Here is a 25,026-nt window from a genome sequence, read left to right on the forward strand (position 1 = left end):
AAATCGGGGCCAGCTTTCAGACTGCGAAGCATGCACTATCGCGGTGCACAACGGCAGCCCTGATTACTTCAAGCTGCCCGAGAGGAATTGTTGCAGACGTTCGGACTGGGGATTGACCAGCACCTCACGCGGATTGCCACTTTCTTCAACGACACCTTTGTGCAGGAACACCAGTTGGTTCGACACTTCACGGGCAAAGCCCATTTCGTGCGTCACCACCACCATGGTCCGGCCTTCCTGGGCCAGGGCCTGCATGACTTTCAGCACGTCGCCGACCAGCTCCGGGTCGAGTGCCGAGGTCGGTTCGTCAAACAGCATCACCTCAGGTTCCATCGCCAGCGCACGGGCAATCGCCACGCGTTGCTGTTCGCCGCCGGACATGTGGCCCGGGTAAGCGTCCTTGCGATGACCCACGCCCACCTTGTTCAGGTAGTGCTCGGCTTTTTCGCGGGCTTCGGCCTTGGACATGCCCAGCACGTGAACTGGCGCTTCCATGATGTTTTCCAGCGCGGTCATGTGCGACCACAAGTTGAAATGCTGGAACACCATCGACAGGCGCGAACGCATGCGTTGCAGCTGTTTCGGGTCGGCCGCTTTCAGCGCGCCGTCCTTGTTGGCGACCAGTTTCAGCTCTTCGTTGTTGAGCAGAATCCTGCCCGCGTGCGGCTGCTCCAGCAGGTTGATGCAGCGCAGGAAGGTACTTTTGCCGGAGCCACTGGAGCCGATGATGCTGATCACATCGCCAGCCGCCGCTTTCAGGGACACGCCCTTGAGCACTTCGTGACTGCCATAGCGTTTATGCAGGTCTTGGACTTCAAGTTTGTACATGCGGTCGGTTCTCACAAAAACAGTCAGTCAGTCGTTGAGCAAGCGCCCGTGACGCAGCGCTTCGCGCCCCGCCACCTTGGCCAGCCAGAAACCGGGTTGGGCATAACGCAGCCGTTCAATGGCAAACAGCACCCCGGACGTACCAGCACACACCGTGCTGACCCGATCCGACAACGGATCGATCACTTCAAAAATCTCGTCACCGGTTTCGATCCACTCACCGGGTTTACGCAGAAAACTCACCACACCAGGGTGCGGTGCAAACAACAATTCAGTGCCTTCGAACGGCATGCCTTCGCAAGGCTCTTGCGCAGGTTTCGGCCATTCACCGCTGATCAAGCCCTGTTCGGCGAGGAACGCCAGAATGCCTTCAGCGTGAGCCTCAGACTCAGCGCGACCGGTATCAGCCTGACCACCTAATTCAATGGTAGTCGCCAGACACGCCAGTGGAATCTGCGCCTCCGGGAACAGGCGCGACAAACGCAACCATGGCAGCGAGCAGGCTTCGTCGAACGAACTGCCACCGGAATCTTCCGCCAGCAGGCCGACCCGCACATTCAGGTGCGCGGCCAACGAACGCCAATGCGGCCAGTGTTGTGGCAGCGCGTACATATGCAGCGCCGCTTCCGAATCGCAATGCAAATCCAGCACCACGTCAGCCGTGCAGGCGTGGCTGAGCAAGATGCGTTGCATGCCTTGCAACTGGCTGCTCGCCTCTGGCAATACGGCCAGATGATCAGCCATCGCCTGACGGATCAAGCGAATGTTGGCATGCGCATCATCACCAAGACTTCCAGCCAACGCAGCCGCAACCGGCGCACTCAACTCGACGAAATCACGGTTGAAGTTCTTGCCGCTGCCCGCTTCGAAACGCCCTTGATGATTGCCTTGAACCAATTGGCCGAGGCCCATCGGATTAGCCACTGGCACCAGTTCGATCACGCCGTTGAGCAAGCCCTGGGCTTCGAGTTCGGTCAGGCGCTTTTTCAGCTCCCAGGCCGTGCGCATCCCCGGCAGTTCATCGGCGTGCAGGCTGGCCTGAATGTAGGCCTTGCGCTCGCCGCAGCCGAAGCGGAACACCGAAATCTGGCGTTCGCTGCCCAGGTGGCTCCACGGCAATGCATGATCGATGCGTTCCATATCAGTGCTTCCGCGGGGCCAGGTAGCCCAGCCAGCGGCGCTCGGCCAGTTTGAACAGCTTCACCAGAATGAAGGTCAGGCACAGGTAGAACACGCCGGCGGTGATGTAGGCTTCGAACGGCAGGTAGAACTGGGCGTTGACCGTGCGCGCGGCACCGGTGATGTCGATCAGGGTCACGATGGACGCCAGACTGGTGGTCTGCAGCATCATGATCACTTCGTTGCTGTACTGCGGCAACGCCCGGCGCAGGGCCGATGGCAACAGGATTCGCTTGTACATTTTGTAGCGCGACATGCCCATGGCCTTGGCCGCTTCGATCTCGCCGTTCGGCGTAGCACGCAGGCTGCCGGCGATGATTTCAGCGGTGTAGGCGCTGGTGTTGATGGCAAAGGCCAGGCACGCACAGAACGTTGCGCTGGACAGCCACGGCCAGAGGAAGCTCTCACGGACTGCTTCGAATTGCGCCAACCCGTAGTAGATCAAAAACAGCTGCACCAGCATCGGCGTGCCGCGGATCACGTAGGTGTAGAGCCAGGCGCTCATGTTGACGGTGGCGTTTTTCGAGACGCGCATCAAGCCCAGCGGCAAGGCGCACAGCAGGCCGAAAAACAGCGACAGCGCGAGCAATTTGAGGGTAGTCACCAAGCCGCCGAGGTACAGCGGCAAGGCCTCCCAAATGACGTTGTAGTCGAAGATCATAGATCAGCCGCCCTTACGCCTACCGAGTAGCGCTTCTCAAGGTGACGCAATGCCAGCAACGAGACGCTGGTGATCACCAGGTACATCGCCGCCACTGCGAGGAAGAAGGTGAAAGGCTCGCGGGTGGCATCTGCCGCCTGCTTGGCCTTGAACATCATGTCTTGCAGGCCCACCACCGAAATCAGCGCGGTGGCCTTGGTCAAGACCAGCCAGTTATTGGTAAAGCCCGGAATCGCCAGGCGAATCATCTGTGGCACCAATACCCGGAAGAACACCTGAAAACTGCTCATGCCGTACGCCATGCCAGCCTCTGCCTGCCCCTTCGGGATCGCCATGAAGGCGCCACGGAAGGTTTCCGACAGGTACGCACCGAAGATGAAACCCAGGGTGCCGATACCGGCGGCCAACGGGTTCAGGTCGATGTAGTCGTTAAAGCCCAGCAGCGGTGCGACGCGGTTGAGCAGGTCCTGACCGCCGTAGAAAATCAGCAGGATCAACACCAGATCGGGAATACCGCGGATCACCGTGGAGTACAGATCGCCCAGCCAGGCCAGCCAGCGAACCGGCGACAGACGCAGCGCAACGCCGATCAGACCCAGAACGATGGCCAGGGCCATGGACGACAAGGCGAGCTGAAGCGTCAGCCATGCGCCATCGAGGATGACAGCCCCGTAGCCTTTCAACATGATTCAGGTCCTCGAAAGTTGGGATGAAAAAATGGCGCAAACCTCAGAGATCCTGTTGCTTGCGCCATTTCGGACTTGTCGCTTGGACGTATTACTTGCCGTAGATATCGAAGGCGAAGTACTTGTCCTGGATTTGCTTGTACTTGCCGTTCTCACGAATGGCAGCGATGGCAGCGTTGAGCTTGTCCAGATCAGCCTTGTCGTCCTTGCGAACAGCGATACCTACGCCGTCGCCGAAGTATTTGACGTCGGTGAAGGCCGGGCCAACGAAGGCGAAGCCTTTGCCAGCGTCGGTTTTCAGGAAACCGTCATCCAGCAGCGTAGCGTCTGCCACGGTGCCGTCGAGGCGACCGGCGGCCACGTCGAGGTAGATTTCGTTCTGCGAACCGTAAGGCTTGACCTCGGCACCCAACGGGGCCAGGACTTCGCGGGCGAAACGCTCGTGGATCGAACCACGCTGCACGCCAATGTTCTTGCCCTTCAATTCAGTCAGGCCGTCGCTGACTTGAGTGCCGGCCTTCATGACCAGGCGAGCCGGGGTGTTGTAGTACTTGTTGGTGAAGTCGACAGACTTCTTGCGGTCTTCAGTGATCGACATGGACGACAGGATCGCGTCGATCTTGCGCACTTTGAGGGCCGGGATCAGACCGTCGAACTCTTGCTCGACCCACACGCACTTGACCTTCATCTCTTCGCACAGGGCGTTGCCGATGTCGTAGTCGAAACCAACGATGCTGCCGTCCGGTGCTTTGGAAGCGAACGGAGGGTAAGCCGCTTCGATACCAATTTTCAGAGGCTTTTCATCGGCGAAGGTTGGCAGGGACAGCACGGACAGTGCCAGGGCGCCAAGCAGCACGAGTTTCTTCATCTTGGGACTCCATCGGTAAAGGGCAAAAACGGCAGAGTGAGCGACAGCCCAATATGCGAGTGAGTAGAACCACAAAAGCGATTGCTGCGCCCTGGGAATCGCGTGTTGATTTTCAACACGGACACTGACGAGCGAGTGACCGGCATTCTAACGACAGGCCCGAAGCCGATATTTCTTCAATGCGACAACTAATTACAGAAGCACCGAGAAAGCCGCCTGAGCGCGTTGACAGCCCTGCAAAATCATGCAAGAACAAAAGACAGTGAACCGATCTATGTAGCAAATTGCGGGCCTATTATTGGCAAACCCTTCTAATCCGGCAAGCTTGGCGTTAGTTCTTATTTTCCAGGGGGGCTAAAGAGGTCCAGGAATGGGGCTTGGCGTTTCCCTATGCCTCGAATTGGCGCGAGCGGTTACACATTCAGTTACTTGAAGGGGGATGGGTAACAGTGGGAAATGACTGACGTGGTAGGCCGATAATTATTGGCTGGTGTTTATGTGGCGCTGATCGTTCCTACGCTCTGCGTGGGAATGCATCCAGTGACGCTCTGCGTCACGCACCTCAAGGAACGCGGAGCGTCCCGGGCGGCATTCCCACGCGGAGCATGGGAACGATCGGCACAAAAAAGCCCCGCCAGGCTCAACACCTGGCGGGGCTTCGATGACGCTACCGCCGGCGCTTACGCGACGTGCATGGTCTTGTGCGTATCAATCAAATGCTGCACCACACCCGGATCCGCCAGGGTGGAGATATCCCCCAACCCGTCGTACTCGGCCGTGGCAATCTTGCGCAGAATCCGGCGCATGATCTTGCCCGAACGAGTCTTCGGCAGCCCCGGTGCCCACTGAATCACATCCGGCGAAGCGATCGGACCAATCTCCTTACGCACCCAATTTTTCAGCTCCAGGCGCAGTTGCTCGCTCGGCTCTTCGCCACCGTTCAGGGTGACGTAGACATAAATGCCCTGCCCCTTGATGTCGTGCGGCACCCCGACCACCGCCGCTTCGGCGACTTTCGGGTGAGCAACCATCGCACTTTCGATTTCGGCGGTGCCCATGCGGTGCCCGGACACGTTGAGCACATCGTCCACGCGACCGGTGATCCAGTAGTAACCATCGGCATCGCGACGGGCACCGTCACCGGTGAAATACATGCCGCGGAAGGTCTTGAAGTAAGTGTCGACGAAACGGTCATGATCGCCAAACAGCGTACGTGCCTGGCCTGGCCACGAATCGAGAATCACCAGGTTGCCCTCGGCAACGCCGTCGATGATGTTGCCCAGGTTATCCACCAGGGCCGGCACCACACCGAAGAACGGACGTGCCGCCGAACCCGGCTTGAGGCCGTGAGCGCCCGGCAGCGGGCTCATCATGTTGCCGCCGGTTTCGGTCTGCCACCAGGTATCGACGATCGGGCAACGGGACTTGCCGACGTTCTTGTAGTACCAGTCCCAGGCTTCCGGGTTGATCGGCTCGCCGACCGAACCCAGCAGACGCAGGCTGCTGCCATCGGCGCCTTCAACAGCGGCGGTGCCCGAGGCCATCATCGCGCGGATCGCCGTTGGTGCGGTGTAGAGGATGTTGACCTTGTGCTTGTCGACGATCTTCGCCACACGGGTGATGTCCGGGTAGTTCGGCACGCCTTCGAACAGCAACGTGGTCGCGCCGTTGGCCAGCGGGCCGTAGACGATGTAACTGTGGCCCGTGACCCAGCCGACGTCGGCGGTGCACCAGAAGATTTCGCCCGGACGATAGTCGAACACACGCTCATGGGTCATGGCCGCATACAGCAGATAACCGCCGGTGGTGTGCTGCACGCCCTTCGGCTTGCCGGTGGAGCCAGAGGTGTAAAGGATGAACAGCGCTTCTTCGGCACCCATCTCTTTAGGCGCGCACACGGTGCCCGCCACTTTCATCAGGTCTTCGTACCAGATGTCGCGATGCTGGTTCCACTTGATCTCGCCACCGGTGCGCTGGCACACGATGACCTTCTGGATGCTGCTGGTTTCCGGGTTGGTCAGCGCGTCGTCGACGTTGGCCTTGAGCGGGATTTTCTTGCCGGCACGAACGCCTTCGTCAGCGGTGATCACCACTTTGGATTTGCAGTCGATGATGCGACCGGCCAGGGCTTCCGGTGAGAAACCACCGAACACCACCGAGTGAATCGCGCCGATCCGGGTACAGGCCAGCATGGCAACCACGGCTTCAGGGATCATCGGCATATAGATAGTCACCACGTCGCCGCGGTGTACGTCCTGACCACGCAGGGCGTTGGCGAACTTGCAGACTTGTTCGTGCAGTTCGCGGTAAGTGATGTTGCGGCTTTCGGCAGGGTCATCCCCTTCCCAAATGATCGCGATCTGATCACCGCGCTCGGCCAGGTGACGGTCGAGGCAGTTGTAGGAAACGTTCAGCGTGCCGTCGGCGAACCATTTGATGTCGACATGGTGATCGTCGAAGGAGGTCTGCTTCACCGTGGTGAAAGGCTTGATCCAGTCGAGGCGCTTGGCCTGTTCACGCCAGAAACCGTCCGGGTTGACGACCGATTGCTGGTACATGGCCTTGTAGGTCGCCTCGTCAGTCAGCGTATTAGCCAGAACCTCGGGACGAACGGGATACAGGGAAGCCGCACTCATCTTTCTTACCTCGGTGGAATAGTTGTTTTTGTATGGCACCGTTTTAGCCGTGCCGGGCCTATAGAACCATTCGACGATGGTAGTAACAAGCCCCTACAAAATGTCGTGAATAGCCCGCAACCCCAACTACCACGCCTCTTTCAGGGTGTTTCAACCCCCCGCCACAATGCGTGTCTGTAGCAGCTGGCGAAGCCTGCGTCCGGCTGCGCAGCAGTCGTAAAATCAGCAATTGCGGTGTATCAGGCAGACCGCGTTTAGCCGGATATACGACTGCTGCGCAGCCGGACGCAGGCTTCGCCAGCTGCTACACGTCGTGCGTTGTCCTGGATAGACGGGGCTGTTTACGTGGATTGTTACGAAATCTGTCAAAAGTGTTTATCAAAACCACGGCTATATGATTGAAACCCCCACGCCTAAAATCTGCCACGCCAACAAGGCAATCTGATTAACCAAGTTGCAGCCCCCACGAAGGCCGTTAATCAAGCACTCCGGTAACCAAGCTCCACACGCAACCCCACAAAGGTTGCGTGACCCCATTCGACCTCTAAAAGGTAAATCCGAAATGAAAGCTTTATTAGTTCTGGTCCTCAGCAGCCTGTGCGCAACCGCCATGGCAGACGAGGCCCCGACTGATGTCGCACAGCAACAACCGGTAGTTGAGGAATACACTTACTCCACCCACCTGGACATCGCCAAAGTTGTCTCCATGAGCGAAGTACCAAACGTGTGTGAAGTTGTCCCGATGAAAATGGAATACGACGACTCCAAGGGCCAACGCCATATTTTGCGCTACAGCATCATGGGCAACGGCTGCTCTAACGGCTAATTCCCGGCTCTCACTTCCCCCCAAGGTTCGACCCATTCGCCCGCCCTTCCAGGCCAATGCAGCGCCGAACCTTGAATATCGATTTGTTCGATTGCTTTAAGCGTTTATTTGCGCTTTTTAATCGAAATAGCTGGCGTAGTATGAATTCCACACCCAAGGCACAAAACGTCCACAAACCTGGAGCCACCACCATGAAAACCAAATTGATCTTCGCCCTGACCCTGTCCGTCCTGGCCGCCAACACTTTTGCCGCCGACGGCTACGACCGCACCGGCTCGGCTTCTTACACCACTGAAGCGGCTGTCGCTGCTGATGGTTACGATCACACCGGCTCGGCCTCCTTCGCCGCTGATGGCGCAGACCACATTGGCGCCGGCAAACTTGCTTCGGACGGCTTTGATCACACTGGCGCTGCCAAACTCGCCGCCGATGGCTTCGATCACACTGGTGCTGCCAAGGTTGCTGCTGATGGCGCAGACCACGTCGGTGCCGCTCGCCTGAGCTGATCATCGAGCGTGACTTACAGCCCGACTTCGGTCGGGCATAGTTGTGTCTGGAGCCACCGGAAACCGGCTCAAAACACAACATGTAGTGAAAAACCTGATTTTCTGGCTGTTTTTTGAACAAGAAATCAATTCATCAAAATTTATGAAAAAAAATCTGCACCCGCGATCTCCAGCCAAAGCCCTATAAACCCTCGCTCCGACCGAAAAACCCTCCTTCTCGACCGCTCCATGCGCGGATTCGCCCCACCACGGCCGCAAAAATTTCCCTATAATGCCGCCTTAAACGGGCCTGTAATATTCCCTTACAGGGATGAAAGCCAGTCCGAAGCCCAAAGCGACGTCGCCAACGACTGCAGCGCCATCAGCGGCTCTCGGAACCCCGTACAAAATTATGTTTATTTGCCTGCGTGTACCGCTGCAAAAAACGCTATCCAACGCGGCCAGTACGGCCGTGTGAAAAACCAACCTATCAGTTTTCACACGGGCATCTGGCCCTCACGCAGGAGACGACACGTCATGCTGAGCTGGGACGAATTCGACAAAGAAGACAGCGGCGAAGCCGTGGTAAAAGGCGCTAACGCCGGCCACGCGACCGAAGCCAACATGGACCGACTCGACACCGCTGGTGGTGTCGCCGCTCAAGAAGCTCGCGCCGTTACCGCGAACGACTCTGCCGCCATCGCCCGTGCCAAAGCTGCCCTGGACACCCTCGACGTCGCCGAAGGCCTCGCCGAACTCGAAGGCGCCTCCGCCCGCGTCGCTGTCGACGAAAAGCGCATGATCAACTGCCGCGCCGACCTCAACCAACTCGTACCGTTCAAGTACGACTGGGCCTGGCAGAAGTACCTGGACGGTTGCGCAAACCACTGGATGCCGCAAGAAGTCAACATGACCGCCGACATCGCCCTCTGGAAAGACCCGGAAGGCCTGACCGACGACGAGCGCCGCATCGTCATGCGCAACCTCGGCTTCTTCTCCACCGCCGACTCCCTGGTTGCCAACAACCTGGTCCTGGCCGTGTACCGCCTGATCACCAACCCGGAATGCCGCCAGTACATCCTGCGCCAGGCCTTCGAAGAGGCGATCCACACCCACGCCTACCAGTACTGCATCGAATCGCTGGCCATGGATGAAGGCGAGATCTTCAACATGTACCACGAGATCCCGTCGGTCGCGAAAAAAGCCACCTGGGGCCTCAAATACACCCGCTCGATCTCCGATCCGAAGTTCGAAACCGGCACCGTCGAAACCGACAAAGAGCTGCTGCGCAACCTGATCGCCTACTACTGCGTTCTGGAAGGCATCTTCTTCTACTGCGGCTTCACCCAAATCCTCTCCATGGGCCGCCGCAACAAAATGACCGGCGTCGCCGAGCAGTTCCAGTACATCCTGCGCGACGAATCCATGCACCTGAACTTCGGCATCGACGTGATCAACCAGATCAAAATCGAAAACCCGCACCTGTGGGATGCCGAGATGAAGGAAGAGGCTTCGCAGATGATTCTGCAGGGGACTCAGCTGGAGATCGAATACGCTCGGGATACCATGCCTCGTGGCGTGTTGGGCATGAATGCGGCGATGATGGAGGACTACCTGAAGTTCATCGCTAACCGTCGTCTGTCGCAGATTGGGTTGAAGGAAGAGTATCCAGGGACGACTAACCCGTTCCCTTGGATGAGCGAGATTATGGACTTGAAGAAAGAGAAGAATTTCTTTGAGACGAGAGTTATTGAGTATCAGACTGGTGGGGCGCTTAGCTGGGATTGATTTCCGAGCTCGCCACGATTTGACGATTGCCGTCTGAATCGACAAATCGAAAAAGCAAAAGCCCCGATCTGATCGGGGCTTTTTTATGAGCGATGGTTAGTCCTTTTCCATCCCTACGCGACAACGCTAAATCTCCTACAGCACTCACAGCCGTATCCGTATTGATGCCTGCTCAAAGCATCTCTAAGCTCCATTGCAGGTGCCTAAGAAACGCCCAACGTAGAAGCCAGGCCAATCACACAGACGCACAATCCACCTTTGGGTGATTTGTTGCTCGAATGTGATGGCTTTGTTCGTTGGGATTTCTTAAATCCACTCTACGTTGGGGTCAGGCCCTCCAGAATCTAAACGTAGAGGTCATGGATATGTCCCATCCTTTTTCTATAACAGTCTTCTCTCGTCACAACCTCGCCCTACATGCCCTTCTACTCGAAAACCAGGCTTGGTTTTGCGCTCGCGATATCGGTCGCTTGATGGGTATCCATCTGAGCGAACGCATGGTCAACAAACTCGACAAGGATCAGCGTCACGTTTTGTGGATTGAGTATTTCCGGCAACCTGACAAACAACTGATGCTCAGCGAATCCGGCGTGTATGCACTGCTGGTGTATCACTACGTTCCGGGGAATCGATTGTTGCGTGAGTGGTTGACTCATCAGGTGGTGCCAGCCTTGCGCGACGCAGAACATTCGGGACATTCAGATCGCCCGATGCTGAGTTTGTTGGATTGGCCGGAAATGTCATTGAGTTTGCTGCACTGGCAGGATGAAGGTTGGATTCGGCTTCGGGATATGCCCCACCTGTTAAACGATCAGACCCAACAGCGGGCTACGGTGGCCAAGCCTTGGTGGCGGAAGGTTGCGCAGGTGTTCCAGCCTTCGAAACACTCAATGGGTTAGAGATGTGTTTGTAGGATCACGCAGGATCAGTCGCTATTTTCTGTAGGAATTTTCGTAGACAGCTGTGATGGCCACTCAGTATCGTCCGAGGGTTTTCAACCCTCGGCGATTGTATGGACATTGAAAAAGAGAAAAACGACTGGAGCGATGAGGAGCTAGAAGCTGCGGTCGATGGCTACCTGAAGATGTTGGCGATTGAGAAAGGTGGCCAGAAGCTCAATAAGGCCCATGAGAATCGGCTATTACGCGAGGGTGTGCTGAGTAATCGCAGCAGAGGCTCAATCGAGTTCCGAATGCGTAACATCTCCACCGAGCTTAGTGATTTGTGCCTGCCGTATATCATCGGATACCTGCCAGCCAAACATCTTGGTGCGGGAGTAGCGCAGCGCGTACGCGCAGCAATGATTGCAAAAGGTGCTTTCGACCCTGACGACTATGTACCTACTGCGGATGATCAAGCGTTAAACGCCAAGGTTCTGAAGCTTGAGCAGCGCGAGATGGTAGGCATCCCTCGTGGTATCGAGAGGCCGCAACGGGTCAGCGGAACGACCTCTTCATTTTTACGAGATCCGTTGGTCAAGGCCTGGGTACTTAAGAATGCCAACGGGGTTTGCGAAGGCTGCGGTCAAGACGCACCTTTCAAGCTGCCAAATGGATTGCACTTTCTCGAAGTCCACCACGTTAAACACCTGGTCAACGAGGGCGCGGATTTGGTGACCAACGCTGTCGCTCTGTGCCCGAACTGTCATCGTCGCTGTCACTATTCCAGCGATAGGGATGAGTTCACTGCTTCGCTTTATGAGAGGGTGGATCGGCTAGAGGATGAGTAGCTGTGCCAAATGTTAACCGTGGCGAGGGAGTTTGTTCTCGTTCGATTGCGAAGCAGTCGTCAGGCGAATAACTTGATCTGGCTTATGCACCGCGCTTGCCGGTATTGGGGCCGCTGCGCAGCCCAGCGGGAGCAAGCGCCCTCGCCACAGTAAGTTGTGTTGCCACTCAGTCAGCGCGAGGCATTTAGACCGAGTTGGTGTCGAGAATCGCGAGCAGGCTGAACTGGTCAAGTAATCTCGGACACCGATTACGGTGTTTATGCCGCTTTTTGCTCCATGGCTATTGGCGACAGGTAGTCGTTATAGCTATGGAGTCTGGTGCGGTTGTAGTACATGAAGAAGCGCACGATATCGGTTTTGGCTTCCTCGATCAGGCTGTAACCGCCACGAGGCACCCACTCTGACTTGAGCGTGCCGAAAAAGCGTTCTGTCGGCGCATTATCCCAGCACTGCCCGCGATGACTCATGCTTTGCAAAATGTCGTGTTGCAGCAGCTCTTCTTGAAACTTGCGACTGGTGTACTGACATCCCTGATCTGAGTGAAACATCAGCCCAGGAGGACACGTTCGTACCTCTGTCGCCATACGCAGCGCTTTGCTGACCAAGTTGGCGTCATTGACCAGAGAAAATGCCCAGCCAATAACCCTTCGGGCATACAGATCGATCACGATGGCCAGATGAACCCAACGTTTGCCCACCATCAAACTGGTGACGTCGCCACACCAAACCTGATCGATTGCAGTCGGTTTGAAGTTGCGCTTGAGCCGATTGGGCGCGACAAATGCTTCCACTCCTTTGGATCTGAAAGGGTGAGGCTGGCGTTGTTTACTGACGATATTGGCCTCTCTCATCAGCGCTCTGACAAGACTCCTTCCAGCTGTAATGCTTTGGGATTTCAGGCCTTTACTGATCATTCTGGAGCCCATGGCTTCGCGGCTTTCGCTGTGCAGCTCAACTACTTTCAGCTTGAGCTCTTCGCGTTTGCGCCTCGGTTTGGCGCGTCGCTGAATCCACTCATAAAAGCTGCTGCGCTTCACACCGAAAACACGACACACCACAGCCGTCGGGAATGACTCTCTTAGCTCTGCGATCATCGAAAACGATCGGGATCCGACATCAAGAGAGCGGTAGCCTTTTTTAGGATATCGGCTTCCATCTCCATGCGCTTGATCTTGGCTTTTAGTTCCTGGATCTGGCGCTGATCTTCGGTGATTGCCTTGGTGCCTTTGACTGGCTGCCCTTCACGTTCCTTACGAACCTGATCGACCCAGCGCCGTAAAGCGGTGGGCCCGATATCCAGCGATGCACAAACATCTGAAACCGGGCAGTTATCATCAAGCACCATGCTGGCAGCATGAAGCTTGAACTCGCGCGTATAGACCTTTCTTTCGTTCATGGAGCCTCCAAGTTGGCGAAATCATATCGCCCTTAAGAGGTGTCCGAAATTATTAGGCCAGTTCAGGCTCACTCCTACAAGGTTTGGTGTGCTGCCGTAGAGTTTGCGGTGTGCTGAAAACACTCAGTGCAACGCGCCTCGCCTCCCGCTATTAATACCCTTCCCTCTCAAGGACCCAAGCCCACCATGAAATTCGACCTCGCCTACTGCCTCAGCCTCGACGACAAGCTGTCGATCTATGACGTGCGCGATCTGAATTTCGACGAAACCATGCAGTTCGATTCCGCCAAAGAACACTTCCAATGCCCCAACGATGCCTGTCGTTTGGCGTTCGATCCGGCCAACGTGCTGACCACGTTCAACGCCAAAAACGTGAATTACGTCCGCACCCCGCACTTCAAAAACACCCCCAGCACCCGGCATGTGGCGGATTGTCCTTATGTCAGTCTCAAAGCCTCAGCATCCGGTGTGGACGCAGACGGTGCGGAAACGGATGACAGCCGCGAGGAGCATTTCCCGTCGGAGTTGTTGCTGACCCGACGTCAGTATGTGCGTCAGCCGTCGAACCCGGCGGGGGCGGCGGATGAGGTTCGAGACATCCCGAAAACCGTTTCGGCGGACAATCACTCAGAGCACCCGACCCGCGAAACGGCGCCGGACAAGACCAGTGTCTTCGCCCACCCGGTGGAGTGTTTTGTGTCGAACTTCGAGGACAAGGAGCTGCTCAAGCGCATGCCGCTGAAGATTGGCGAGCACACGGCGCCGTACGGGTCGTTCTTCAAGAAGATCGAGTATTTGCAGGACAACAAGGGGCTGATTTACTGGGGCAAGATCAAGGAGATCAAGGATTACACCCAGAGCTTTCGCATCGATTTCGAACAGAAGGTCTGGTTCAAGCAGGCGGATGAGGCGAAGAAGAAGCCTTATTCGGTCAATGTGTACTTGAGCAAGAAGCTGATCGACAACTACCGCAAGCGCAAAGCGTTTCTGGAAGAGATCAAGCACGCCATCGAGAGCGGGAAGGATTTGTATTGCTTCTTTTATGGCGTGACGCCGGAGTTGAAGCAGGTGCCGAGCAAGAAAAACCCCGAGCAGACGTTCGGGGTGTTCAGTGCGGATATTGAGAACCTGGATCACTTCATTATTCGGGAAGAGCCGGGGTTGGCGGATAAGTAACAGCGCTCAGTTCACAGACATGCTGATCATCACCAACACCAGCAAACCCACATACACCCGCGCATGTATTCGATCCGGAATCCGCCCGATCCAGGGTGTGGCCAATCGAATCCCCAGCAACGATCCCATCGTCAAAACCGCAAACGCCAGCAGATCCACATAGCCGATAAACCACGATCCCAGGTCAAACTCGCTGAACCCCGCCATGGCCATGTAAGTCACCGTCCCGGCCATAGCGACCGGCAGGCTCAACGGACTGGCCATGGACGTCGCCTGACTCATGCTCAACCCGCAACGCCGCAACAACGGCACGGTCATGACGCTGCCGCCCACGCCGAGAAACGTCGCGATAGCGCCAATGCCTACGCCACCGCCAGACACTTCCGGCCTGCCCAATCGTCGTGGGATTGCGTTATCGGTGCGTGTAAGAAATCCGCGTCTAACCAGGCAATCCACAATGGTCACGCCCAAATACGCGATGAACGCATAACGAATCACCTCGCCACTGACCCACATCGCGGCAACCGCTCCAACTACCGCGCCCAAACCAATGAACCCGCCCAATGGCCACAGGTAATGGCGAATGAGGTTCCCGGCGCGCCGATGTTTGCCGGTGGCGATCAGTGCGTTGACGATCATCACGCAGGTCGAAGTCGCCACGGCAATGTGCATCGCCGATTGGCCGACGGGGTCGTCGGCGCCGTGGCTAGCGGTGAGTATGCGGTAGAGCAATGGCACAACGACGAAGCCGCCGCCGAAGCCGAACAGCACTGCCGTGATGCCGGTCATGCAGCCGAAGAGTGTCAGCAGGAGATAGAACATTGCGCGTCGTCCGTTGATGGGGAGCGGTCGACGATAGAGCGATGAGCCTTGGCCTGCTTCAGCAAGTCAGCCAATAATGTTCGCGTTTACGCCAACTGCTGGAAATCGCTAGATGCGCAATGTTTCGATTGATCTGCTGGATGACACGCCTCGCCCGGTGGTGGCGATCGGGACGGATTATTCCCACGGCCATGTGTTGCCTCGTCATACACACCGGCGGGCGCAGTTGTTGTATGGCGCCACCGGGGTGATGCAGGTCAGCACGCATGACGGCAATTGGGTGGTGCCGCCACAGCGGGCGGTGTGGATTCCGCCGGGGATGGCGCATGAGGTGCTGATGCTCGGGGTGAGTACGCGCAGTGCGTATATCGAACCGGCGGCGGTTGATCTGGGCGATCGCTGCCAAGTGATCAGCGTGTCGCCGTTGATGCGGCATTTGTTGATGGAAGCGGTGGAGATCCCGCTGACGTATGACGAGGCCGGGCGCGACGGTGCGCTGATCGACTTGCTGCTGCACGAACTGGCGCGCAGCACTCACCTGCCGTTGCACATTCCGCTGCCCGTCGATGCGCGGTTGCTGGGGTTGTGCCAGGCGTTTCTCCAACACCCGAATGCTCACCAATCGCCGCAGCAATGGGCCGATCAATTGCACATCAGCCTGCGGACGTTCAATCGATTGTTTCGACAACAGACCGATCTAAGTTTCAGCCAATGGCGGCAGCGTGCCTGCGTGGTGCTAGCCCTGTCGCGGCTGGCATCGGGCACGGCGGTAACGCGCATTGCTGTGGATTTCGGTTATGACAGCCCGGCGGCGTTCTCGACCATGTTTCGTCGTGTGCTGGGGCAGCTACCGTCCGTCTGGATGGAAGCCACGAAATAGCAAAAATCGAAAAATGAGTTTGATCCGGGCGCAAAACAACTGTACAAAAACACAGTACATTTTGAATCAGCACTCTCGAGCCCGGAGAACACCATGGCCTCTCATGCGATGAAAATCACCCTGGAACGTATCGCCCTCTTCCAATTCACCCCGGCCCACTGCGCCCAGGCCCGAGCAATGCTGGGGTGGAGTTTTGATGAGCTGGCTCGGGAATCCGCAGTTTCGGTTGAGGCCATCGAGCGGTTTGAGGCCCGGCGCGATGTGCTGGACGTTACCCGGCTGGCGTTGGCGTATTGCTTTGAGGCGCAGGGGTTGGTGTTTTTCCCAGGGTTTGCGCCGGGTCGAGGGATGAATGTGAAAGGGTCTACGCCGAACCCGGTCGGGCGGGCGGATTATGCGATGGTTGAGTGAGGTGTCAGTGAGCCGGCCGCTCATTAGCGAGCGGCCCGACTGCAGAGGATCAAGCGTTCTGCGCTGTGACCTGATCGCGTTCACTTTCCGTCCCGAACCACCACGCACTCCCGCGTTGCGGATACTTCACGTTGAACGCCTCGCCCATTTGCGGCGTGGTGATCGACACATTGCGCTCCCAGGCCAACGCCAAAATCCGGTCAAAGGGCTCGAACCAGGCATGCATCGACAGATCGAAAGTGCCGTTGTGAATCGGCAATAACCAGCGTCCTTTGAGGTCGATGTGCGCTTGCAGGGTTTGCTCTGGCTGCATGTGCACATGCGGCCATTCAACGTTGTAGGCGCCGGTTTCCATCAGTGTCAGGTCGAACGGGCCGTGCTGTTCGCCGATGCGTTTGAAGCCGTCGAAGTAGCCGCTGTCGCCGCTGAAGAAGATCCGCGTGTCGCCGTCGATCATGACCCAGGACGCCCAGAGCGTGCTGTTGCCATCGAACAGTCCGCGGCCAGAAAAGTGTTGCGACGGGGTGGCGATAAACTGGATTCCGTCCACTTCGGTGCCCTGCCACCAATCGAGTTGGCGGACTTTGCTGGCGTCGATGCCCCATTTGATCAGGGTGTCGCCGACGCCCAACGGTGTGAGGAAATACTTGGCCTTGTCCGCCAGTTTCAGCACCGCCTGATAATCGAGGTGGTCGTAATGATCGTGGGACAGGATCACCGCTTCAATGGGCGGCAATTCGTCCAGACTGATCGGCGGTTGATGGAAGCGCTTGGGGCCAGCCCATTGCACCGGCGAGGCGCGCTCGGCGAAGACCGGGTCGGTGATCCAGAATTTGTCCCGCAGTTTCAGCAGAACCGTTGAATGGCCGAGGCGGTAAACGCTGTGGTTGGGTGCCGCCATCAACGCTGCCTGGGTCAGCGCTTGTACCGGCACCGGAGCCGTTGGGCGAGTGTTGCGCGGTTTGTGGAAGATCATGTTCCACATGATGCGCAGCATTTTGCGAACGCCTTCGCGTTGCACGGGTGCATGGTTTCGGAAAAGCCCTTGCGCCTGACGGGAAGCTTCAGGTGTTACGGAATTGTCCGCAGGTGAAATTGAAGTGGCCATGACTGAGTGACTCCAGAAAAACCGCACGATTGCAGTTCTTCACGGTGGGACGATAAATGGCCAAAGCACGCACGCATCAGCCGGACATTCTATTTTTCGCTGCACAGCATTAACAAAACATTACACTGCACAGTGTAGTTTCAAGATTGCATCAAAGCCGATCACAAGTAAACTACCGAGTGTAATTTTTCTCTGTCTCTTGCCGAAGCGTACTTATGACAGCTCCACAGCGCCTCACCGACCGAAAACGCGAAGCTATTATTCAGGCGGCGATTGCCGAATTCCGCGCCAATGGTTTCGATATCACCAGCATGGACAAGATTGCCGCCACGGCCGGCGTGTCGAAGCGCACGGTGTACAACCACTTCCCAAGCAAGGAGGAGTTGTTTGCCGAAATCCTCAATCAATTATGGGCGCGGCTGACCGCAGAACAAGAAACGCCCTACCGCCCTGACCTGCCTTTGCGCGACCAGATGCGCCTGCTGTTGCAGGAAAAATTGCAGATGCTGGGCGATGACAATTTTCTTGATCTGGCGCGGGTAGCCATCGCCGCCACCATCCACTCCCCTGAACGTGCGCAGAACATGGTCGCCAGAATGGGTGAGCGCGAAGAAGACCTGACTATCTGGATTCGCTCTGCGCAGGCGGATGGTCGGTTGAAACCCGTCGACCCCGCGTTTGCGGCGCAACAGATCCAGGGAATGCTCAAATCCTTTGCGTTCTGGCCGCAGATTTCCATGGGGCTGCCGGGCCTGTCAGCCGAAATGCAGACCACCGTGGTGGAGTCAGCGCTGGATATGTTCCTGGCCTGCTATCAGGTCTGAAACGAGCTGCGAAAAATGACATGTTCGGCACGATGTTGCTGATGGAGCTGCGCAAAACCAAACAGCGCAATGTGTTTCAGAATGAAAATGAAGCTGGGGCTATAGTGACCCTCAGTCCCAGCCCCAGGCGGAGAGCATCATGACCACCCCGACCACTGACACAAAACCTGTCGTTGATCATTTACGCTTTCACCGCCCTCACGCCCATCTGGCGCCAACTTTCGGCAACGACAAGTTTGCCCTGCGTGCCGAAGCCTTTGCGCGGTTCTTTGGCACGCCGACCTTTCTCGGGGCGCAGACGCTGATCGTCGTGCTGTGGGTGTGCCTCAACTTGTTCGGCGTGGCCCACTTCGACCTGTACCCGTTCATCCTGCTCAACCTGGCCTTCAGCCTGCAATCGGCGTACGCCGCCCCACTGATTCTGCTGGCCCAGACCCGTCAGGCGGCGCGTGATAAAGCGCAGTCCGACGCTGATGCACAGCACCGTGAAGCCCTCGCCGTGGCCAACAGCGAACGTCAGGCCCAGGCCGCGCACAACACCGCGCAACTGCTGGCATTGCTCGAGCAAAACACCCGGCTCACAGAGATGACCAAGACCCTGACCGAACGCATCGAAAACCTGACCTCGGAAATGCATCAGCACTTCGTGCGCAAGGTGCCGCCAACGGTTTAGCGCTCGCTCAAGGCAATCGCAGTGCCCGCCCCAATTCATCAAACAGTGTCACCACCGAACGCAATGCACGGCAATCCGGACGGGTCAGCAGCCAGAGTGCGGTGTCGTAGCCGTGCAATGGGCCGGTCAACGGCTGCAGCGTGTCGCCGATCAAAAAATCCGGCAATGCCGCAACGCCCAACCCGGCCCGCACCAGTTCGGTCACCGACAGCATGCTGTTGCAGCGATAGCTCGGGGTGACACCCGGCAAATGCTGGCACCGCCAGGCAACAGTGGGATGGTCGGGTAGAAAATCGTCGGGCGCGATCCAGGTCAGCGAAGCCAGGTCTTCAGGATCGACGGACTTCAGATACTGCGCACTGGCGCAGACCCGGTAGGAAATATCCGCCAGACGTCGACCAACCAAATGCTCGGGTGGTGTACGCGTCAGGCGCAAGGCGATGTCGGCATCGCGGCGGCTGAGGTTAGCGAAGTCGTTGGAGGTGCTCAACTCGATGGTCAGTGCCGGGTAGGACGGCATGAACTGCGCCAGTGCGGGTAGCAGCAAGCCTTGCAGGACCGAGTCCGTACACGTCAGCCGCACCGTGCCGCTGATGACTTCGCCGCCCTGCTCCACCCCGATTCGCGCCGCCTCCAGCGCTTGTTCTGCGCGCTCGGCCTGCTCGGCCAGAGTTTGCGCGAGCGTGGTTGGCAAATACCCGGCGCGGCTCTTTTCGAACAGTTGCTGACCCAATGCCGTTTCCAGTCGGCGGACGGCGCGAAACACCGTTGAAACGTCGACTTTCAGCAGGCCCGAAGCCCGGGCCAGAGAACCGCCGCGCACCAGAGCGAGGATCAGGGCCAGGTCGGGATAGTCCAGTCGATAGTGCGTCGCTGCATTGATCACTTGGGATAACGCCAATATTGAATGCGTGAACGCCAATCTATAGTGGGTACCAGGAATCAACAAGCCGAGAGAGCACTCATGGAAACCACTGCAATCCGCATCGCCCTGATCGGTGACTACGCCCCTCAAGTCACTGCCCACCAAGCCATTCCCATTGCCCTTGGCATGGCCGCCGAAGCGTTGCAGCTGGACGTGCAATTCCGGTGGTTGGCCACCGACCAGATCCGCACCAACACACCGCTGCAAGATTTCGATGGTTTCTGGTGCGTGCCCGGAAGTCCTTATCGAAACATGGACGGGGCGTTGCGGGCGATCCGGTTTGCCCGGGAGCAGCAGCGACCGTTCCTCGGCACCTGTGGCGGGTTTCAACATGCGGTGTTGGAGTACGCCCGCGATGTGTTGGGTTGGGAAGATGCCGAACACGGCGAGACGCATCCTGACGCCGCGCGGGCGCTTCTGACGCCGCTGACCTGTTCGCTGGTGGAAGCGGTGGACAGCATTCATCTGGTTGAAGGTTCGTTGATCGCCAACGCGTACGAAACGACTGAAATACGCGAGGGATATCACTGCCGCTTCGGTGTGAATCCTGAGTTCGAACGTGAACTAATGATCCAGCAGCTACACGCCGTTGGCCATGATTCGCAGGGGGATTTGCGGGCCGTTGAGCTCACCGGGCATCCGTTCTTTGTCGCCACGCTGTTCCAGCCGGAACGTGCAGCGCTCAAGGGCATTCTGCCGCCGCTGGTCCGCGCTTTCATCAAGGCTTGTGTGAGGTAGAAATCATGACGACGACGCCTTACTACGCGGTGATTTTCACATCCCGGCGCACTGAAGGTGATCACGGCTACGCCGAGGCTGCCGAACGCATGGTGGAGCTGGCCCGTGAGCAGCCCGGTTTTCTGGGCGTGGAATCGGCCCGGGGCGAAGATGGGCTCGGGATTACGGTTTCGTATTGGGCCAGTGAAGCGGCGATCCTGGCGTGGAAACATCATCCCGAGCACAGCGCGATTCGTGAACGTGGGCGCTCGACCTGGTACTCGTCGTGTCATACGCGGGTGTGCCGGATTGAGCGCGATTATCAGTTTCAGCCGTAATGATTTGCGGTGCCCATCAAGCCTGCTCGCGAAGGGGCCAGCCAAGACACCGCAAAACATCAGCCCTGTACAAGACTCCTGACCGCCGCTATCTCCGGCACTTCCTGCCGATTCATGTACACCCGCAACGGCTCGGTGATGTTGATCCGGTCATCAATGTTCTGATCCAGCAGCAACTGAATCAACTCACGCTTGAGCGTCATGGCCTGCTCCGGGCCCGGTGCCCAGACAAACTCACTGGTGGGAATAATGCCGTCATCGGCCACGTCCATGCCGAACGAGTCTTCGCTGAATCGCACAATGTAGTGGCCGGTCTTGCGGTTGAGGCCGACAAAGCCTTTGAGTTGGTCGGCGGCCTGGCAGATAAGCTCGGAAGTGATGCGCATATAAACCTCACAAAAAGTCGTTTCAACGACCGGTGATCAATGGTTTACACGCAAGGGAAACGACACGGTTTTCCCTCTGCCGGGGAAATTGCCGCGGCCAAGAGTACTGCAAAGAAGTGCACAGTTGCGCTGAAAAATTCTGCTTTGAACACGTTTATGTCGGTCTGGCGATAGCGCCGGCAACGCTCAGTTGTTAAAAGGGACGTCTTTGAATACTCATTGCGAAAGGATCTCGACCATGCCGGTTACCTTCACCAAAAGCGCCCTGCTGCTGAGCCTGATGCTCGGTCTCGGCCAGGCACAAGCCGCCAGCGAGCCAACCCCGACAGCGCTGGCAAGCCGTTTGGGCATTCCGCACCCGGCGGTGATCGCCCACCGCGGCGCGTCTTTCGATGCGCCGGAATCCACCGCCGCCGCCTACAAACTGGCGCGCGACCTGGGGGCCGATTATCTGGAGATGGACCTGCAACGCAGCAAGGACGGCGTGCTGTTTGTGCTGCACGACAACAATCTGCAACGCACCACCGACGTTGCCAGCAAGTTCCCGGATCGCAAGGACAGCCCCGCCAACGCGTTCACCATGGCCGAGTTGAAAACCCTCGACGCCGGCAGCTGGTTCAACAGCGCTTACCCGGATCGCGCGCGTCCTTCCTACGCGGGTCTGAAAATTCTGACGCTGGACGAAATCATCGATATTGCCCAGGGCAACCCGCTGCACAAACCCGGCCTGTATATCGAGACCAAAGAGCCAAAGCAATTCCCCGGTATTGAGCGCGACCTCAAGGACAAATTGCAGGACCGTGGCTGGCTGAGCCCGGCCGGTTCGAAACTGGCGAAAAGTGATCTGGCCGTCGGCCAGGGCAAAGGCAAAGTCGTGCTGCAGACCTTCGAGAAGAGCAGCCTCGAACTGCTGCAAAAGGAAATGCCGAAGGTGCCGAAAATTCTGCTGTTGTGGGTCGGCGAAGGCAGTATCGAGCCCAAATCCAAGGTGACGTTCGCCGAATCCGGCGACAAGGACAAAGCCACTTACTACGCCAGACAAGAGCCGAAGGATAAAGCCGAATTCCAGCAATGGGTCGAGTACGCCAAGGCTCAGGGCGCTATCGGCACCGGCCCTTCCGCCGCGCTGACCCAAGGGGGCGACCAGAGCTACTCGGACCTGGTGAAACCGTGGATGAACCAATACACCCACGATCAGGGCATGCTGGTGCACGTGTACACCATTGATGATGCGCTGGATTACCAGAAGGTGATGGATGCCGGGGTTGACGGGATTTTCACCAACCGCGCCAGCGAGTTGCTGAACTTCTACAAACGGCCGGCTGCGGGGACTGTTGCGCAGTTGCTGCAGAACAACGGCTATTAAACCCAAAAAGATCGTTCCCACGCTCCGCGTGGGAATGCAGCCCTGGACGCTCTGCGTCCCACTTGGAACGCGGAGCGTCCCCTGAGGCGTTCCCACGCAGAGCGTGGGAACGATCCCTCAACGATCCCTCAACGTCTCGGGAATTAAGGATGAGTTAAGTTGCCACCGTTAATCTGGCGCCACTTAAACAGCTCAACCCAAGGAAAGAACTTCATGAAAACCCTGACTGCCCTGTTCACCGCCGCTGCCCTGACCCTCAACGCTGGCCTGGCCCAGGCCGATGTCCGCGTCGACCAGATCCCTGAACTGGTCAAGAGCGGCAAGATCAAGCCACTGGAAGAAATGAACCAGGCAGCGCTGAAACTGCACCCGGGCGCGACCATCACCGACACGGATCTGGACAACCACTTCAACGGCTACGAATACGAAGTTGAACTGAAAACCGCTGACGGCAAAGAATTTGACGTAGATTTCGATGCCACCACAGGCAAAGTTCTGAGCAACAAACAAGACACCTGATGCGCACATGAAAAGCCGCACGATTTACCAATCGTGCGGCTTTTTTGCGTCTGCAATTCAGACTACGCCAACACATCGTCGGCCCGCTAGAATCTGTCCACGGTGTTCAAACAGAGATTGACTGAAATGGGTCAAACAGCGGCAGCAGACATCGCCTTGATCGGCAGGATCAGCGCCGTACCGGCCATCCTTCAAGTGGTCCGCGAGTTGACCGGCCTGCGCTTCGCCGCGGTGGCGCGCGTGACGGAGGACTCCTGGACGGCGTGCGCCGTGCTCGACCAACTGAACTTCGGTTTGCAGGTCGGCGGTGAACTGGAGGTCACCACGACCCTGTGCCACGAAATTCGTCAGGCCCGCCAGTCGGTGGTGATCGACAAGGCCAGCGAAGACCCGCGCTACCGCGATCACCACACGCCGCGTATTTATCAGTTCGAAAGCTACATCTCCGTGCCGATCTTCCGTACCGACGGACGCTTTTTCGGCACCCTCTGCGCACTTGATCCTCTGCCCGCCCAGCTCAAATCCAGCACGAGCCAAAGCACCATGGAATCCTTCGCGCGCATGCTGGCACTGCAAATCGAGGTCGAAGAAAACCAGCAACACACCGAGTTGGCGCTGAAGCAGGAGCGTGAAAACTCGCAACAGCGCGATCGGTTTATCGCCGTGCTCGGCCATGACTTGCGCAACCCGCTGTTCGCCATCAGTGTCGGTGCCGAAATGCTCCTGCGCAAACTGCCTGACCCGGCGAACCAGCAACGGGTCCAGCACATCCTGACCAGTGCCCAACGCGCAACCCGACTGGTCGATGACGTGCTGGATTTCGCTCGCGGTTCCTTTGGCCTGGGCATTCCGGTGAACATCGCACCGTGCGCGGATCTGGATGCGGCTTTACGGCATGTGATTTCCGAGGTTCAGAGTGTTCACCCGAACCGCGTCATAAATTCTTCCATCGGCGATTTACACAACGTCCCGTGCGATCGCGAGCGGGTCGCCCAGTTGCTGTCCAATCTGGTGGCGAACGCAGTAGTCCACGGCGATCCCCAAGGTCCGGTCGAGGTCAATGCGCAGACCAACGATGGACACTTCGTACTGAGCGTAAAAAATCAGGGACTGATTGCCGAGGACGCATTGGCGTATCTGTTCCGCCCCTACTCGCGACCGGCCAGCGATACTCCGCAGACCGGCCTCGGGTTGGGCTTATACATTGCCAGTCAGATTGCGCAGTCCCACGGTGGAAAACTGGACGTGGTCTCGACCGCGATACAGGGCACGACGTTTACCTTCAGCCTGCCTGTTTAGGCGCTGGTACTGACCAGCGAACCCGACGTGCTGGAATCGGCATCCTGTAACGCCTGCAATAACGCCGCCGTCGCCGCCTGCAATGAACCCGCCGTGGTCGCCACCTGCGACTGAGCCGCCGCGACATCAGCGGCTTTGGCGTCTGCATCCTCCTGTTTCGCCTGGGCCGCTTGCAGCTGTTGCTGTTGTTCCTGCATCTGCTTTTGCAGCTCGGCGATTTGCTTGCGCAAGGTTTTCACCGCATCGGATTCTTCGCTGCTGCTGGAACTGCTGTCGCTCGACGCGGGAGCGCCGCCGGCGGCCAGTTTAGTGTCGTCGGAAGGCGTGGCGGTGACGGAGGTGTCTGCGGCGGGAGCGCTGATCGAGGTTTTGCTGGTGGAGGTGGAGAGGGTCGGGTTGATGGATACAGAGGTGATGCTGACCATGGGAATTATCCAATGTGGGTGCTGGGTATCTCCCTCATCGACAAGTTCAGGCCGGATTTGAGATCGACTGTGTAC

Annotated in this window: 28 protein-coding genes; 15 read left to right on the plus strand and 13 right to left on the minus strand. The window is 57.7% G+C overall.

The features are described from left to right. Positions 1–63 precede the first annotated feature (63 nt). The 6 genes from LOY55_RS23305 to acs all read right to left on the minus strand — a co-directional run bounded on the left by LOY55_RS23305 (position 64) and on the right by acs (position 6,858). Positions 64–828: an ABC transporter ATP-binding protein gene (locus tag LOY55_RS23305; protein ID WP_046031526.1), complete on the minus strand. Its 765-nt coding sequence runs from the start codon at positions 826–828 to the stop codon at positions 64–66. Between the two features lie 27 nt (positions 829–855). Next, the gene (locus tag LOY55_RS23310; protein WP_258666908.1) at positions 856–1,968 is read right to left on the minus strand and encodes a succinylglutamate desuccinylase/aspartoacylase family protein; all 1,113 of its coding nucleotides are present in this window, start codon (positions 1,966–1,968) and stop codon (positions 856–858) included. A gap of 1 nt (position 1,969) precedes the next feature. Further along, positions 1,970–2,668, minus strand: coding sequence for an ABC transporter permease (locus LOY55_RS23315; protein ID WP_258666910.1), 699 nt, complete (start codon positions 2,666–2,668; stop codon positions 1,970–1,972). Continuing rightward, positions 2,665–3,354, minus strand: a complete 690-nt coding sequence (locus tag LOY55_RS23320; RefSeq protein WP_077431437.1) for an ABC transporter permease — start codon at positions 3,352–3,354, stop codon at positions 2,665–2,667. The genes LOY55_RS23315 and LOY55_RS23320 overlap by 4 nt, the downstream gene beginning before the upstream one ends. Positions 3,355–3,445: 91 nt before the next feature. Continuing rightward, positions 3,446–4,222 (minus strand): ABC transporter substrate-binding protein, encoded by a 777-nt coding sequence (locus LOY55_RS23325; protein ID WP_077431435.1) that lies wholly within the window; start codon positions 4,220–4,222, stop codon positions 3,446–3,448. 680 nt (positions 4,223–4,902) lie between these two features. After that, positions 4,903–6,858: an acetate--CoA ligase gene (gene acs / locus LOY55_RS23330; RefSeq protein WP_109785133.1), complete on the minus strand. Its 1,956-nt coding sequence runs from the start codon at positions 6,856–6,858 to the stop codon at positions 4,903–4,905. A 562-nt stretch (positions 6,859–7,420) separates the two neighbouring features. Here acs and LOY55_RS23335 point away from each other — a divergent pair. From LOY55_RS23335 to LOY55_RS23355, 5 genes are all read left to right on the plus strand, one after another. Further along, positions 7,421–7,684, plus strand: a complete 264-nt coding sequence (locus LOY55_RS23335; protein WP_046031965.1) for a DUF2790 domain-containing protein — start codon at positions 7,421–7,423, stop codon at positions 7,682–7,684. A 191-nt stretch (positions 7,685–7,875) separates the two neighbouring features. Beyond that, positions 7,876–8,190, plus strand: a complete 315-nt coding sequence (locus LOY55_RS23340) for a hypothetical protein (RefSeq protein ID WP_223525645.1) — start codon at positions 7,876–7,878, stop codon at positions 8,188–8,190. A gap of 516 nt (positions 8,191–8,706) precedes the next feature. Beyond that, on the plus strand, positions 8,707–9,957 hold the full coding sequence (locus LOY55_RS23345; RefSeq protein ID WP_007943877.1) for a ribonucleotide-diphosphate reductase subunit beta: 1,251 nt from the start codon (positions 8,707–8,709) through the stop codon (positions 9,955–9,957). Between the two features lie 365 nt (positions 9,958–10,322). After that, positions 10,323–10,856, plus strand: coding sequence for a Bro-N domain-containing protein (locus tag LOY55_RS23350; protein ID WP_258668367.1), 534 nt, complete (start codon positions 10,323–10,325; stop codon positions 10,854–10,856). Positions 10,857–10,969: 113 nt separating this feature from the next. Then, positions 10,970–11,686, plus strand: coding sequence for an HNH endonuclease (locus LOY55_RS23355; protein WP_258666914.1), 717 nt, complete (start codon positions 10,970–10,972; stop codon positions 11,684–11,686). Positions 11,687–11,943: 257 nt separating this feature from the next. On the opposite strand, the gene LOY55_RS23360 is transcribed toward LOY55_RS23355, so the two are convergent. Then, the gene (locus LOY55_RS23360) at positions 11,944–12,780 is read right to left on the minus strand and encodes an IS3 family transposase (protein ID WP_223525384.1); all 837 of its coding nucleotides are present in this window, start codon (positions 12,778–12,780) and stop codon (positions 11,944–11,946) included. Next, complete coding sequence (locus LOY55_RS23365; protein ID WP_046033372.1) at positions 12,777–13,082, minus strand: IS3 family transposase; 306 nt, start codon at positions 13,080–13,082, stop codon at positions 12,777–12,779. The genes LOY55_RS23360 and LOY55_RS23365 overlap by 4 nt, the downstream gene beginning before the upstream one ends. A gap of 186 nt (positions 13,083–13,268) precedes the next feature. On the opposite strand from LOY55_RS23365, the gene LOY55_RS23370 reads away from it, so the two are divergent. Continuing rightward, positions 13,269–14,258, plus strand: a complete 990-nt coding sequence (locus tag LOY55_RS23370; RefSeq protein WP_258666916.1) for a hypothetical protein — start codon at positions 13,269–13,271, stop codon at positions 14,256–14,258. Positions 14,259–14,264: 6 nt separating this feature from the next. Here the strand turns inward: LOY55_RS23370 and LOY55_RS23375 are convergent, their stop codons facing one another. Then, positions 14,265–15,080, minus strand: a complete 816-nt coding sequence (locus LOY55_RS23375; protein WP_258666918.1) for a sulfite exporter TauE/SafE family protein — start codon at positions 15,078–15,080, stop codon at positions 14,265–14,267. 112 nt (positions 15,081–15,192) lie between these two features. Between LOY55_RS23375 and LOY55_RS23380 the strand changes: the two genes are divergently transcribed. Continuing rightward, complete coding sequence (locus LOY55_RS23380; RefSeq protein WP_258666920.1) at positions 15,193–15,960, plus strand: helix-turn-helix domain-containing protein; 768 nt, start codon at positions 15,193–15,195, stop codon at positions 15,958–15,960. Positions 15,961–16,053: 93 nt separating this feature from the next. Then, on the plus strand, positions 16,054–16,371 hold the full coding sequence (locus LOY55_RS23385) for an XRE family transcriptional regulator (protein ID WP_258666922.1): 318 nt from the start codon (positions 16,054–16,056) through the stop codon (positions 16,369–16,371). 49 nt (positions 16,372–16,420) lie between these two features. Here LOY55_RS23385 and LOY55_RS23390 read toward each other — a convergent pair whose 3' ends face one another. After that, on the minus strand, positions 16,421–17,479 hold the full coding sequence (locus LOY55_RS23390) for an MBL fold metallo-hydrolase (protein WP_258666924.1): 1,059 nt from the start codon (positions 17,477–17,479) through the stop codon (positions 16,421–16,423). 215 nt (positions 17,480–17,694) lie between these two features. On the opposite strand from LOY55_RS23390, the gene LOY55_RS23395 reads away from it, so the two are divergent. Further along, the gene (locus LOY55_RS23395; RefSeq protein ID WP_109785117.1) at positions 17,695–18,303 is read left to right on the plus strand and encodes a TetR/AcrR family transcriptional regulator; all 609 of its coding nucleotides are present in this window, start codon (positions 17,695–17,697) and stop codon (positions 18,301–18,303) included. Between the two features lie 139 nt (positions 18,304–18,442). Next, positions 18,443–18,976 (plus strand): DUF1003 domain-containing protein, encoded by a 534-nt coding sequence (locus tag LOY55_RS23400; RefSeq protein ID WP_046031977.1) that lies wholly within the window; start codon positions 18,443–18,445, stop codon positions 18,974–18,976. Positions 18,977–18,983: 7 nt separating this feature from the next. On the opposite strand, the gene LOY55_RS23405 is transcribed toward LOY55_RS23400, so the two are convergent. Beyond that, complete coding sequence (locus LOY55_RS23405; RefSeq protein WP_258666925.1) at positions 18,984–19,925, minus strand: LysR family transcriptional regulator; 942 nt, start codon at positions 19,923–19,925, stop codon at positions 18,984–18,986. Positions 19,926–19,940: 15 nt separating this feature from the next. Between LOY55_RS23405 and LOY55_RS23410 the strand changes: the two genes are divergently transcribed. Both LOY55_RS23410 and LOY55_RS23415 read left to right on the plus strand, forming a co-directional pair. Then, a complete protein-coding gene (locus tag LOY55_RS23410; RefSeq protein WP_258666926.1) occupies positions 19,941–20,639 on the plus strand; it encodes a CTP synthase in 699 nt (232 codons plus the stop codon). Positions 20,640–20,644: 5 nt separating this feature from the next. Further along, the gene (locus LOY55_RS23415; RefSeq protein WP_223525654.1) at positions 20,645–20,956 is read left to right on the plus strand and encodes an antibiotic biosynthesis monooxygenase; all 312 of its coding nucleotides are present in this window, start codon (positions 20,645–20,647) and stop codon (positions 20,954–20,956) included. Positions 20,957–21,015: 59 nt separating this feature from the next. On the opposite strand, the gene LOY55_RS23420 is transcribed toward LOY55_RS23415, so the two are convergent. After that, complete coding sequence (locus LOY55_RS23420) at positions 21,016–21,342, minus strand: DUF2025 family protein (RefSeq protein WP_258666928.1); 327 nt, start codon at positions 21,340–21,342, stop codon at positions 21,016–21,018. 238 nt (positions 21,343–21,580) lie between these two features. Between LOY55_RS23420 and LOY55_RS23425 the strand changes: the two genes are divergently transcribed. The 3 genes from LOY55_RS23425 to LOY55_RS23435 all read left to right on the plus strand — a co-directional run bounded on the left by LOY55_RS23425 (position 21,581) and on the right by LOY55_RS23435 (position 24,526). Then, the gene (locus LOY55_RS23425; protein ID WP_223525655.1) at positions 21,581–22,708 is read left to right on the plus strand and encodes a glycerophosphodiester phosphodiesterase; all 1,128 of its coding nucleotides are present in this window, start codon (positions 21,581–21,583) and stop codon (positions 22,706–22,708) included. A 213-nt stretch (positions 22,709–22,921) separates the two neighbouring features. Then, positions 22,922–23,227, plus strand: a complete 306-nt coding sequence (locus tag LOY55_RS23430; protein WP_258666931.1) for a PepSY domain-containing protein — start codon at positions 22,922–22,924, stop codon at positions 23,225–23,227. A 126-nt stretch (positions 23,228–23,353) separates the two neighbouring features. Beyond that, positions 23,354–24,526, plus strand: a complete 1,173-nt coding sequence (locus LOY55_RS23435; protein ID WP_223525656.1) for a GAF domain-containing sensor histidine kinase — start codon at positions 23,354–23,356, stop codon at positions 24,524–24,526. Here LOY55_RS23435 and LOY55_RS23440 read toward each other — a convergent pair. Next, complete coding sequence (locus LOY55_RS23440) at positions 24,523–24,951, minus strand: hypothetical protein (RefSeq protein WP_258666933.1); 429 nt, start codon at positions 24,949–24,951, stop codon at positions 24,523–24,525. The two genes, LOY55_RS23435 and LOY55_RS23440, sit on opposite strands and share 4 nt — an antisense overlap. Positions 24,952–25,026: the final 75 nt, after the last annotated feature.

The organism is Pseudomonas sp. B21-040 (assembly GCF_024748695.1).
GTDB lineage: Bacteria > Pseudomonadota > Gammaproteobacteria > Pseudomonadales > Pseudomonadaceae > Aquipseudomonas.